Source organism: Bacillus sp. FSL K6-0994, assembly GCF_038630815.1.
Classification (GTDB): Bacteria; Bacillota; Bacilli; order Bacillales; family Bacillaceae; genus Bacillus; species Bacillus safensis.
The window spans coordinates 3,356,539-3,369,269 of sequence record NZ_CP152043.1 but is presented as its reverse complement, the minus strand read 5'-3'; the positions used below and the strand labels follow the sequence as shown (position 1 = coordinate 3,369,269).

The window sequence follows — 12,731 nt, the reverse complement described above, 5'->3', positions numbered from 1 at the left end:
AACAGACGAGAAAAAACTGAACGACAAAAAGCATGCCGTACCCACTCTAGGTGCTCCCCGTGAGAAAAATCAAAAATTAACATCAATAAAGGTGGCATAAACTCCCCCAATTTGTTTATAATGAGAGGTATGGTTTGTCGTAAGAATAAGGTATAAATACTTATTATTTCACTGATAAATGGATACATACATGTAATAGAAAGGGAGTGTCTGACCTTGAGTTTGAAAGAATACTCACAGGAACAGCTCAAACAAATGTCTTTAGTTGAACTTGCTTATGAAATTTTCAGAGACAGCAAAACACCAATTACGTTTTCCGAGTTAATAGATGAAATTATCCGTTTGCAAGGAATACAAAAATCCGATCTTGATGATCGACTTGCTCAATTTTATACAGACTTAAATATAGATGGCCGCTTTATTTCGTTAGGTGATCAGAGATGGGGACTTCGCAGCTGGTATCCAGTTGATCAAATCGAAGAAGAAGTTCAGCCAGCTGTGAAAACAAAAGCGAAAAAGAAAAAATCAAAAGCAGCTGTCGTTGAAGACGACTTCGATGAGATCGAAGAGGAAGAAGAAATCGACGAGCTTGAAGAAGACCTTGACCTTGTTGAAGACGACGATGATCTCGACCTAGACGATGATGAAGAAATTGAAGAAGATCTTGAAGACTTCGACGAAGATGACGATGAAGATGATGACGGCTTAACGGAGATTGATGAAGACGATTTAGACGATGATGAGGAAGACAAATAACCCTCTCAAACCGGTCTTCAAAACAGGACAAAACCGTCTTGACTTTCGAGAGCGAACTATGTAGTATGTATTTTGGGCTCTCTAAAAAAGAGTACGTAAAGATACGTTCATTTACGCTCCCTTTCATTTATTTGAAAGGGAGCTTTCTTATTTTTCAAGAGATTTAGGGATACACTCTAAAAAGGATGAAGCTGTGCATGTCTAGACATGCAAGGGTAAAAAAGAGAGGAGCATACGAAATGACAAAGTATATTTTTGTAACAGGAGGAGTTGTTTCCTCACTTGGAAAAGGAATCACGGCTGCATCGTTAGGCCGCCTTCTGAAAAATAGAGGGATGGATGTCACCATTCAAAAATTCGATCCATACATCAACGTAGACCCAGGGACAATGAGTCCATACCAGCACGGTGAAGTTTTTGTCACAGATGATGGTGCTGAAACAGACCTTGACTTAGGTCACTACGAGCGTTTCATTGATATTAACTTAAATAAGTACAGCAACGTCACAACTGGTAAAATCTACTCTACTGTTCTGAAGAAAGAGCGCCGCGGTGACTACTTAGGTGGAACAGTACAGGTCATTCCCCACATTACAAATGAAATCAAAGACCGCGTGTACCGTGCCGGAAAAGAAACGGGTGCAGATGTGGTCATTACAGAAATCGGCGGAACAGTAGGAGATATCGAATCCCTTCCATTCCTTGAAGCCATTCGTCAAATGAAGAGTGACATCGGCCGTGAAAACGTGATGTACATTCATTGTACCCTTGTTCCTTACATCCGTGCAGCAGGTGAATTGAAAACAAAACCAACACAGCATAGTGTGAAAGAACTTCGCAGTCTTGGTATTCAGCCAAATGTCATTGTGGTCAGAACGGAAATGCCATTGGCACAAGATATGAAGGACAAGATTGCGCTATTTTGTGATATTGATACAAAAGCTGTTATCGAATGTCAGGATGCAGACACGCTATACTCCATTCCGCTTGATTTACAAAAACAAGGGCTGGACAAGCTAGTATGTGAACATATGAAACTTGACTGCCAAGATGCGGACATGACGGAGTGGACAGCGCTTGTTGATAAAGTGCAAAACCTTTCGAAACAAGTCACAATTGGTCTTGTAGGGAAGTATGTTGAGCTGCAAGATGCTTATATTTCTGTCGTTGAATCACTTCGTCATGCTGGTTATGCGTTTGATGCAGATGTTCAAATTAAATGGATCAATGCAGAAGAAGTGACAGCAGAGAATATCGCTGATTTCGTACAAGATGTGGACGGCATTATTGTTCCTGGAGGCTTCGGAGACCGCGGAGTAGAAGGGAAAATCATTGCTACACAATATGCCCGTGAAAACAAAGTGCCATTCTTCGGAATCTGCTTAGGAATGCAAGTGGCATCTATCGAATACGCGAGAAACGTATTAGGCCTTGAGGGAGCTCATTCAGCGGAAATTGATCCTGAAACAGCATTCCCAATCATTGACCTTCTTCCAGAACAGAAGGATGTAGATGATCTAGGCGGAACACTTCGTCTCGGTCTATATCCTTGTAAATTAAATGAAGACTCAAAAGCATTTGCTGCATACAATGACGAAGTGGTCTACGAACGCCACCGCCATCGCTACGAGTTTAATAACGAATACAGACAGCAAATGGAAGCAGCAGGCTTTGTCTTCTCTGGTACAAGCCCAGATGGTCGTCTTGTTGAAATTATCGAGCTGAAGGATCACCCTTGGTTCCTTGCTTCTCAGTTCCACCCAGAATTCGTTTCAAGACCGACAAGACCACAGCCATTATTTAGAGATTTCGTTGGTGCTTCACTTCAAGCATCTGAATCAAAATAAAACAAAAAACTGCCGGGAATATCACTTCTCGGCAGTTTTTTTATTCATATTCCTCGACGATTTCCTTCACAGTAAACGATAGAGCGTGGTAGACGTATAAGCAGGTCATTAAAGCAGGATAACCAAACCTTGTCCCATCTTCAGCGGGCACAAGCGGTTTCTTGAGCTGGAAATCAATGTGGACATCACAATGCTCTTCAATCGTAGACGGCTCCTTTTGTGCCGGCCCTACACCAACAACGGGCGTACCTTGTTCGTGCAGTTCTTTTGCAAGAGATTGAATTTCTTGATCTTCTGGGTCTGAATAAAATAGCAGCACCCTGTCACTTGGATGAAGTAAGCTGCGCTCCTTTTGATCGAGCGGCAGCACCTTCGCACCGGGAAACGGCTCCTTGCTTTCAGATGCCTCTAGGGCGACAGCAGCCAGTTCATTCTTTCCGTGAAAATAAACGGCATGTCCACTGACAACAGCCTGTGCAAGAAGGCGTGCACCGTCCTCAATCGCTTCAGCCTGTTTTTCTCCAATACGTGAAAAAATACCTGATAACTGGGTCGTAAAAATTTTTAACAAGACTCATTTCCTCCTTCGGTCAGATCATTTTATAATAGAATATAAAGAGAATATTAGGAAAAATGCTCAGAAAATGTCGTAAAGTAAACTATTATAATTAAAGGAAATGTGAAAATCAAACAGAATTATTTAACAACAGCTCTTTTTATGGCGAAAAATGAAAGCAATGGGGTGTAACAGATGAATGAGAAAATTTTAATTGTCGATGATCAGTACGGTATTAGAATATTATTGAATGAAGTGTTTCATAAAGAAGGCTATCAAACCTTCCAAGCTGCCAATGGACTACAGGCATTAGATATTGTGAAAAACCATAGACCGAACCTTGTCCTGCTTGATATGAAAATCCCCGGAATGGATGGTATCGAAATTTTAAAACGGATGAAATTAATTGATGAAGACATCCGTGTCATTATTATGACAGCCTATGGCGAATTAGATATGATCCAAGAATCCAAAGAACTCGGTGCATTGACGCACTTCGCTAAACCTTTTGATATTGATGAAATCCGAGATGCTGTCAAAGAATACCTGCCGCTTGAAACAAATGGCTAGATGGAAATGATTGAATCGAGTCATTCTGTTGCCGATTTGTCGAATAATTGGTATCCTAGAAAGGAAGAAGAAAGCGATCTGACTTTGAAAGTTTACATATGGCGAGAAATTCTGGTCATGCTAGGGTGGAGAGCTTTTTTTAGCAAGCAAATTAGCTACATAGGGAGGATTTTTCATCATGCCTTTAGTTTCAATGACAGAAATGTTGAAAGACGCAAAGGAAAAAGGTTACGCTGTTGGACAGTTTAACTTAAATAACTTAGAATTCACGCAAGCGATTTTACAAGCTGCTGAAGAAGAGAAATCTCCTGTTATCTTAGGAGTATCTGAAGGAGCAGGACGCTACATGGGCGGCTTCAAAACAGTTGTCGCAATGGTTAAAGCGTTAATCGAAGAATATAATGTAACAGTCCCTGTTGCGATTCATTTAGATCACGGTTCAAGCTTTGAATCTTGTGCAAAAGCGATTCATGCAGGATTTACTTCTGTCATGATCGATGCTTCTCACCACCCATTCGATGAGAATGTGGAAACAACTGCGAAAGTCGTTGAACTTGCACATTTCCATGGTGTGTCTGTAGAAGCTGAACTTGGAACTGTTGGTGGGCAAGAAGATGACGTCATCGCTGAAGGCGTTATTTATGCTGATCCAAAAGAGTGCCAAGAGCTTGTAGAACGCACTGGTATTGACTGCCTTGCACCTGCATTAGGTTCAGTACATGGTCCATACAAAGGTGAACCAAACCTTGGTTTCGCTGAAATGGAAGAGATTGGTAAAACAACTGGTCTTCCACTTGTTCTTCACGGCGGAACAGGTATCCCAACTGCTGACATCAAGCGTGCAATTTCACTTGGTACAGCAAAAATCAATGTCAACACTGAAAACCAAATTGCTTCTGCGAAAGCAGTACGCGAAACACTTGCTGCAAAAACAGAAGAGTATGATCCACGTAAATATCTTGGACCAGCTCGTGACGCAATTAAAGCGACTGTTATCGGCAAAATGCGCGAATTTGGTTCTTCTAACCAAGCATAATTTGATGAGAACCGAAAGCCGCCTGAGTCACAGGCGGTTTTCTCCATATCTTGAGAAAGCGCAATCAAATTTACATTTCAGACAATTTATTGATAGGAGAGTGGCACAGTTATGTTATTTTTCGTAGATACAGCGAATATTGAGGACATCAAAGAGGCGCACGAGCTTGGCATTTTAGCAGGCGTCACAACAAACCCTAGTTTAGTAGCGAAAGAAAAGGACGTATCATTCCACGACCGCCTTCGCGAAATCACTGACGTGGTATCAGGTTCTGTCAGTGCAGAAGTGATTTCCCTAAAAGCAGAGGAAATGATTGAAGAAGGAAAAGAGCTTGCTGCCATCGCACCAAATATTACGGTCAAAATTCCAATGACTACAGATGGCCTTAAAGCTGTCAAAGCATTAACAGACCTTGGAATTAAAACAAACGTCACATTGATTTTTAGTGCAAACCAGGCACTTCTTGCAGCTAGAGCTGGTGCGACGTATGTCTCTCCATTCCTTGGCCGCTTAGATGACATTGGCCAAAATGGTCTTGATCTCATCAGCGAAGTGAAAACTATTTTTGATGTTCATGGATTAGATACACAAATCATTGCTGCATCTATTCGTCATCCGCAGCATGTGACAGAAGCTGCGCTTAGAGGTGCTCATATCGGCACAATGCCGCTGAAAGTCATCAAGCAGCTGACGAAACACCCATTAACGGATGCAGGCATTGAGCAATTTTTAGCAGACTGGAATAAATAAATGATTGTGGCAGGCGGGATCGTCTCTCGTTTGCCATAGTTTTCCTTATAAACGCTAAGAAATGTTTTGTGCAAAGAAGAGAACATCACAGCCTCGCAAAGCTTCGATTATTTTTCTTCCGACAAATTTCGTTTAACCTGTATTCTTTCTCTTGATATTGGCTAAATTTTGGACAAGACCTTTTAAAGCGCGACATCCACAAACAGTATAACTCCAACAGTGATCTTCTTTAAGAAGGGAGACAAATATGGAAAAGTTAAACATTGCCGGCGGTGATCCCTTGCGCGGGACCGTACATATTAGTGGTGCGAAAAATAGTGCTGTAGCACTGATTCCTGCCACGATTCTCGCTGATTCTCCAGTAACCATTGAAGGCCTTCCGCATATATCAGATATCGACACATTACGGGATCTGTTAGAAGAAATTGGCGGAAAGGTCACTTTTGAAAAAGGTGAAATGGTTGTTAATCCTGTTTCCATGATTAGTATGCCGCTTCCTAATGGAAAAGTGAAGAAACTGCGTGCATCCTATTATTTAATGGGCGCCATGCTGGGCAGATTTAAGCAGGCTGTCATCGGACTGCCAGGAGGATGCCACTTAGGACCTAGGCCGATCGATCAGCATATCAAAGGCTTTGAAGCACTTGGAGCCGAGGTGACAAACGAGCAGGGTGCAATTTATTTGCGTGCTGAAAAATTAGTCGGAGCCCGGATTTATCTTGATGTTGTCAGTGTAGGTGCGACGATCAACATCATGCTGGCAGCCGTACTGGCTGAAGGAAAAACCGTGATTGAAAATGCTGCAAAGGAACCCGAAATTATTGATGTAGCGACACTGCTTGCAAGCATGGGAGCTAAAATCAAAGGTGCGGGTACCGATGTCATTCGAATCGAAGGTGTAGAATCTCTTCATGGCTGTAAGCATTCAATCATCCCTGACCGCATCGAAGCAGGAACATTTTTAATAGCTGGTGCAGCGATGGGGGATGAAGTTGTACTTGATAATGTGATCCCAACTCATTTAGAATCAATTACGGCGAAACTTAGAGAAATGGGGTTCACCATTGAAACGAGCAACGATCAGATGCTGATCGTTGGCAGAAACGAAGGGCTCAAGCCTGTCGATATCAAAACCCTTGTGTATCCGGGCTTTCCAACTGACCTTCAGCAGCCGATGACGGCACTGTTAACAAAAGCGAAAGGCACGAGTGTGGTCACAGATACGATCTACTCAGCACGCTTTAAGCACATTGACGAATTGCGTCGAATGGGTGCAAACATGAAGGTCGAAGGAAGATCTGCTATTATTACCGGACAAACGCAGCTCCAAGGAGCAAAGGTCAAAGCAAGTGATCTGCGTGCAGGCGCTTGTCTTGTTGTCGCAGGGTTAATGGCAGACGGTGTGACCGAAATCACAGGGCTTGAACATATAGACAGAGGATATAGTTTGCTTGAGAAGAAGCTTGAAGGCTTGGGTGCAACCATCTGGCGTGAAAAGCTGAATGACCAAGAAATAGAAGAACTTCAAAATTCATAAGGCTTTGACTGTGAGAGGAGATTTGGACAAAAATGGAAAGAAGTTTATCGATGGAACTAGTACGGGTGACAGAAGCAGCTGCATTAAAATCTGCCCGTTGGATGGGAAGAGGATTAAAAGACGAAGCGGATGATGCTGCAACAAGTGCAATGCGTGATGTATTTGACACCATTCCGATGAAGGGAACAGTGGTCATTGGCGAAGGAGAAATGGACGAAGCACCAATGCTTTATATTGGGGAAAAGCTTGGGAACGGATATGGACCTCGCGTGGATGTCGCTGTTGATCCATTAGAAGGAACAAACATTGTGGCAAGCGGCGGCTGGAATGCCTTAGCTGTCATTGCAGTTGCAGATCATGGCAATCTGCTGAATGCACCTGATATGTACATGGATAAGATCGCAGTAGGTCCAGAAGCGGTAGGCTGCATCGACATTGAAGCGCCTGTCATTGATAATCTTCGCGCTGTTGCAAAAGCAAAAAACAAAGATATTGAAGATGTGGTTGCAACGATTTTAAACAGAGATCGACATGAGAAAATTATTGCTGAACTGAGAGAAGCAGGAGCAAGAATTAAACTGATCGACGATGGTGACGTTGCAGGAGCCATTAATACAGCATTTGATCACACAGGTGTTGATATTCTATTTGGTTCAGGAGGAGCGCCTGAGGGTGTCCTTTCTGCTGTTGCGTTAAAGGCACTTGGTGGCGAAATTCATGGTAAGCTTCTTCCTCAAAGTGAAGAAGAACTCAGACGCTGTGAGAAAATGGGGCTGGATGTTGGGAAAGTCCTCAGAATGGAAGATCTCGTAAAAGGAGATGACGCCATTTTTGCAGCGACAGGTGTAACGGACGGCGAATTACTTAAAGGTGTTCAATTCAAAGGCTCTGTTGGAACAACACATAGTGTTGTCATGCGTGCGAAATCAGGTACGGTTCGTTTCGTAGACGGCAGACACAGCTTAAAGAAAAAACCGAATCTTGTCATTCGTCCGTAATCTGAAAGCGGGTATTCATTACCCGCTTTTCATATAGGTGTCAAATGTATATCATTTTCTTTTAAAAGTTGAATATTCTCTGCAAATGAGGTAAAACTAAAGAGTGCTGCGAAATTTTCTGCGAATTTACTTCTTTTAAGCTTCAACAAGTTTAAATACTGCCGCATCATGACGATATACTCATTATCCTTCTCTATGTTGACAAAGCTCTATTTCACATTGTTCCTATCTTTCACGATAAAACGAGTGGGAGCGTTACCAACAGAGCGAGGTCATTCCAACAACAACGGAATTAAAAGCTAATCAAATACAATGGTCATGCATTTGTAAAGAAATACATTGACTAGAAAAGTGTGGTGTCCATATTGAAAGATGTTTCGATTTCATCTTTGGAAAATATGAAATTAAAAGAGCTGTATGAGTTAGCAAAGCGATACAAAATCTCTTATTACAGCAAACTAACAAAAAAAGAATTAATTTTTGCCATCTTAAAGGCGAACGCTGAGCAAGAGGATCTCTTATTTATGGAAGGGGTTCTTGAAATTATTCAGTCTGAGGGATTTGGTTTCTTAAGACCGATTAACTACTCCCCAAGTTCTGAAGACATTTATATTTCAGCTTCACAAATCAGACGCTTTGATTTACGAAATGGAGATAAGGTGTCTGGAAAGGTAAGACCTCCAAAAGAAAATGAACGCTACTATGGCCTCCTTCATGTAGAAGCGGTAAATGGGGACGACCCAGAATCAGCAAAGGAACGTGTTCACTTTCCTGCACTCACACCGCTATTTCCTGACCGCCAAATGATTCTTGAAACACAGCCTAATCACCTGTCTACTAGAATTATGGACATGATGGCGCCAGTTGGATTTGGACAGCGTGGTTTAATCGTTGCACCGCCTAAGGCTGGAAAAACCATTTTGCTTAAAGAAATTGCCAACAGCATTTCTGAAAATCACCCAGAGGCAGAGCTGATTGTCCTTTTGATTGACGAACGCCCAGAAGAAGTAACAGATATCGAACGTTCTGTTGCAGGGGATGTTGTTAGTTCAACCTTTGACGAAGTACCGGAAAACCACATTAAAGTAGCAGAGCTTGTCTTAGAGCGTGCTATGCGTCTTGTTGAACATAAGAAAGATGTCATCATCTTAATGGACAGCATCACAAGGCTTGCTCGTGCATACAACCTTGTGATTCCGCCAAGCGGCCGAACGCTTTCAGGCGGTATTGATCCTGCGGCTTTTCATCGTCCAAAACGCTTCTTTGGTGCTGCGCGTAACATTGAAGAAGGCGGAAGCTTGACGATTTTAGCCACTGCACTTGTTGATACAGGATCACGTATGGATGACGTGATTTATGAGGAGTTTAAAGGAACTGGAAACATGGAGCTTCATTTGGACCGTTCTTTGGCCGAAAGAAGAATTTTCCCTGCGATCGACATTCGCCGTTCTGGTACGAGAAAAGAAGAACTGCTTGTGCCAAAAGAGCATCTTGATCGTTTATGGGCGATGAGAAAATCGATGTCAGATACACCTGACTTCGCTGAGAAGTTCATGCGCAAAATGAGAAAAACAAAGACAAACCAAGAATTTTTCGATATTTTAACGCAAGAATGGAAACAAGCCAATATGTCTGCATCAAGAAGATAGCTTCCCTGAAAAAATACATTTGCAATCATAGACTCACACTGTTATAATTTTATCATGTGCGTTTCAGAATTTATTTCTGAGATATTAACTCTGTTTCCGAATTGGATTCAGGGCGGAAGGAGATGACAGTAGATGAAAACAGGAATTCATCCTAACTACAAAAAAGCTACAGTCAAATGCGCTTGTGGAAATGAGTTTGAAACTGGATCAGTAAAAGAAGAGGTACGCATCGAGATTTGCTCTGAGTGCCATCCTTTCTATACAGGCCGTCAAAAATTCGCTTCTGCTGATGGACGTGTTGACCGCTTTAACAAAAAATACGGTCTTAAGTAATAATAGATACAATAAACAGGCAGGAATCCGTTCTTGCCTGTTTTTTTACGTGGATTGATGGAACTTTAAAACGGGGGAGAAGACCTTATGTATGTGATGAAACAAAGCGGTTGGCTTGAAGTCATCTGCGGCAGTATGTTTTCTGGAAAGTCGGAAGAATTGATTCGGAGAGCCAAAAGGGCCACCTTTGCCAAACAAGAAGTAAAAATATTCAAACCAGCAATTGATAACCGATATAGTACAAGCTCAGTTGTGTCACATAACGGTTCATCATTAGATGGGATTGCAGTAGCCTCACCAAAAGACATAATAACGCACATATCAGAAAGAACCGATGTCATTGGCATTGATGAGGTGCAATTTTTTGATGAGACAATCATTGACATTGTCACTCAATTGGCTGACCAAGGCTACCGAGTCATTGTTGCAGGCCTGGATCAAGACTTCAGAGGAGAGCCATTTGGTGTTGTTCCGCATTTAATGGCATGTGCAGAGCTTGTAACAAAACTTCAAGCAGTTTGTTCGGTATGCGGCTCCCCAGCGAGTAGAACACAACGCTTGATCGACGGTAAACCCGCATCCTATGATGATCCTATTATTTTAGTAGGTGCGCAGGAATCATACGAAGCACGATGCAGACATCACCATGAAGTACCAAGACTTGATGTTGGTACAACACTTGACAAATAAAAAATAGCAAATGCCGCTGTGTTTCGTTTTTCGAGATTTTGGCTGAACACCCATCATTTGTACTTAAATAAATTAAATAACACTACGATTAAATTATCTAATTTTCAACGCTTGCGTTTTGTCATAAGCAGGCATAAAATGACTAACTGTAGTGTAAAGCATTTAAACGAAAAGTTCGATTTCTTGTCATAATTTTTTTGATTAAGGATTTTTCTCCTTAATCGTTCTTTGGATTAATAGTTCACTTTATTTATATTTTAGAAAGAGGGTAGTTTTTGATGAACAACGTGAAGAAAACAAAAGAAGGGTACCTCGAAACCACTTTGACAGGTAAAGATGTATTATCGATTCCAACGTTGAACAAAGGCGTTGCTTTCTCTGAAGAAGAAAGACAAGAGCTTGGACTAGAAGGCTTACTACCTCCAACGGTTCTAACTTTAGAACAGCAAGCAGAAAGAGCGTACAAGCAGTTTCTAGCTCAGCCGGATCGTCTTCGTCAAAACGTATACTTAAGTGATTTGCAAAACCGTAACGAAGTATTGTTCTACAAGCTTCTAACAGAAAAGCTTCGTGAAATGCTTCCAGTTGTGTACACACCAACTGTTGGTGAAGCGATTCAAGAATACAGCCATGAATACAGAAGACCTCATGGTGTCTATCTTTCAATCGACGATATTGACGGAATCGAGAAAGCATTTGAAAACTTGCACGCAACTGCTGGAGATATTGACCTCATCGTTGCAACTGACTCTGAGAGTATTCTTGGAATTGGTGACTGGGGTGTTGGTGGTATCAATATCGCAATCGGTAAATTAGCTGTTTACACGGCTGCAGCAGGTATTGATCCTAGCCGCGTGATTCCAGTTGTATTAGATGTTGGAACAAACAATGAAAAATTATTGAATGATCCATTATACATCGGGAACCATCACAAACGTGTACAAGGTGAAAAATACGAAGAATTCATTGATGCTTACGTGAAAGCAGCACTTAAATTCTTCCCGAAAGCATTGCTTCACTGGGAAGACCTTGGAAACAAAAATGCGCGTAACATCATGAAAAAATACAACGATAACATCTTAACGTTCAACGATGATATTCAAGGTACTGGTGCCATTACTTTAGCGGGTGTTCTTGCAGCTGTCAAGAAAACTGGTACTGAATTGAAAGATCACCGTGTTGTCATCTTCGGAGCTGGATCAGCTGGTATCGGAATTGCAGATCAAATGCGTGACACAATGGTTCTTGAAGGTCTAACAGAAGAAGAAGCAAACAATGCATTCTGGACATTAGACTACAGAGGATTGCTAACAGATCAATTTGAAGATGAAGTGCTTGATTTCCAAAAACCATACCTTCGTACTTCTGATGAAGTAGAAGGCTGGGCACGCGATGAAAAAGGACAAATCTCATTTGCTGAAACTGTTCGCAGGGTGAAGCCGACGATCCTTATCGGTACATCAGGTCAAGGCGGCGCATTCACTGAAGAAATCATTAAAGAAATGGCAGCTCATACAGAGCGTCCAGTGATCATGCCAATGTCTAACCCAACACCGCTTGCTGAAGCTGTGCCAGAGGATCTATTCAAATGGACTGACGGCCGTGCGCTTGTTGCAACAGGAAGCCCGTTCGAAAACGTTGAGTATAACGGAATTGAACATGAAATCGGACAATCCAACAATGCGTTCGTTTTCCCTGGACTTGGTCTTGGTTCAATCGTAACAGAATCAAAAATCATCACAAAAGGCATGTTCGTTGCTTCTGCGAATGCAATTGCTGAAATGGTTGATCATGAGAAACCAGGTGCTGGTCTTCTTCCAAGTATTGATAAATTGCAAGAAGTGTCAATTCATGTGGCTGTTGAAGTAGCGAAAGCAGCAATTAAAGATGGTGTCGCTAGAAGAACACCTGATAACATCGAACAAGCTGTGAAAGACGCAATGTGGATTCCTGAATATAAAAAAATTGTAAGAGCATAATAAAATGTGTAACGCGGCATTGCTTCGGGT

At 41.9% G+C, this 12,731-nt stretch carries 12 protein-coding genes; 11 read left to right on the top strand and 1 reads right to left on the bottom strand.

All coding sequences use genetic code 11. The features are described from left to right. Positions 1-216 precede the first annotated feature (216 nt). Entirely contained in the window at positions 217-756 is a 540-nt protein-coding gene (rpoE, locus tag MHB69_RS17585) for a DNA-directed RNA polymerase subunit delta (RefSeq protein ID WP_034281231.1), read from the top strand. Between the two features lie 239 nt (positions 757-995). Next, complete coding sequence (pyrG, locus tag MHB69_RS17580; protein WP_034281230.1) at positions 996-2,603, top strand: CTP synthase (glutamine hydrolyzing); 1,608 nt, start codon at positions 996-998, stop codon at positions 2,601-2,603. 40 nt (positions 2,604-2,643) lie between these two features. On the opposite strand, the gene MHB69_RS17575 is transcribed toward pyrG, so the two are convergent. Then, on the bottom strand, positions 2,644-3,174 hold the full coding sequence (locus MHB69_RS17575; protein ID WP_046312941.1) for a DUF2529 domain-containing protein: 531 nt from the start codon (positions 3,172-3,174) through the stop codon (positions 2,644-2,646). Positions 3,175-3,354: 180 nt separating this feature from the next. Here MHB69_RS17575 and MHB69_RS17570 point away from each other — a divergent pair, with 180 nt between their 5' ends. The 9 genes from MHB69_RS17570 to malS all read left to right on the top strand — a co-directional run bounded on the left by MHB69_RS17570 (position 3,355) and on the right by malS (position 12,701). Next, positions 3,355-3,729 carry a response regulator gene (locus MHB69_RS17570; RefSeq protein WP_003214681.1) on the top strand — a complete coding sequence of 125 codons (375 nt, stop codon included), beginning with the start codon at positions 3,355-3,357 and terminating at the stop codon, positions 3,727-3,729. Positions 3,730-3,907: 178 nt separating this feature from the next. Next, entirely contained in the window at positions 3,908-4,765 is an 858-nt protein-coding gene (locus MHB69_RS17565; RefSeq protein WP_024423748.1) for a class II fructose-bisphosphate aldolase, read from the top strand. 111 nt (positions 4,766-4,876) lie between these two features. After that, positions 4,877-5,515 carry a fructose-6-phosphate aldolase gene (gene fsa / locus MHB69_RS17560; RefSeq protein WP_024426351.1) on the top strand — a complete coding sequence of 213 codons (639 nt, stop codon included), beginning with the start codon at positions 4,877-4,879 and terminating at the stop codon, positions 5,513-5,515. 247 nt (positions 5,516-5,762) lie between these two features. Further along, positions 5,763-7,052: a UDP-N-acetylglucosamine 1-carboxyvinyltransferase gene (locus MHB69_RS17555; RefSeq protein ID WP_024423746.1), complete on the top strand. Its 1,290-nt coding sequence runs from the start codon at positions 5,763-5,765 to the stop codon at positions 7,050-7,052. A gap of 32 nt (positions 7,053-7,084) precedes the next feature. After that, complete coding sequence (glpX, locus tag MHB69_RS17550; protein ID WP_012011567.1) at positions 7,085-8,050, top strand: class II fructose-bisphosphatase; 966 nt, start codon at positions 7,085-7,087, stop codon at positions 8,048-8,050. Positions 8,051-8,415: 365 nt separating this feature from the next. Then, on the top strand, positions 8,416-9,699 hold the full coding sequence (rho, locus tag MHB69_RS17545) for a transcription termination factor Rho (protein WP_008354975.1): 1,284 nt from the start codon (positions 8,416-8,418) through the stop codon (positions 9,697-9,699). Between the two features lie 132 nt (positions 9,700-9,831). Next, entirely contained in the window at positions 9,832-10,032 is a 201-nt protein-coding gene (gene rpmE / locus MHB69_RS17540) for a 50S ribosomal protein L31 (RefSeq protein WP_003215407.1), read from the top strand. Positions 10,033-10,119: 87 nt separating this feature from the next. Beyond that, positions 10,120-10,722, top strand: coding sequence for a thymidine kinase (locus MHB69_RS17535; protein WP_024423745.1), 603 nt, complete (start codon positions 10,120-10,122; stop codon positions 10,720-10,722). A 278-nt stretch (positions 10,723-11,000) separates the two neighbouring features. Beyond that, on the top strand, positions 11,001-12,701 hold the full coding sequence (gene malS / locus MHB69_RS17530) for an oxaloacetate-decarboxylating malate dehydrogenase (RefSeq protein ID WP_034281228.1): 1,701 nt from the start codon (positions 11,001-11,003) through the stop codon (positions 12,699-12,701). The last annotated feature ends 30 nt before the right edge of the window (positions 12,702-12,731 follow it).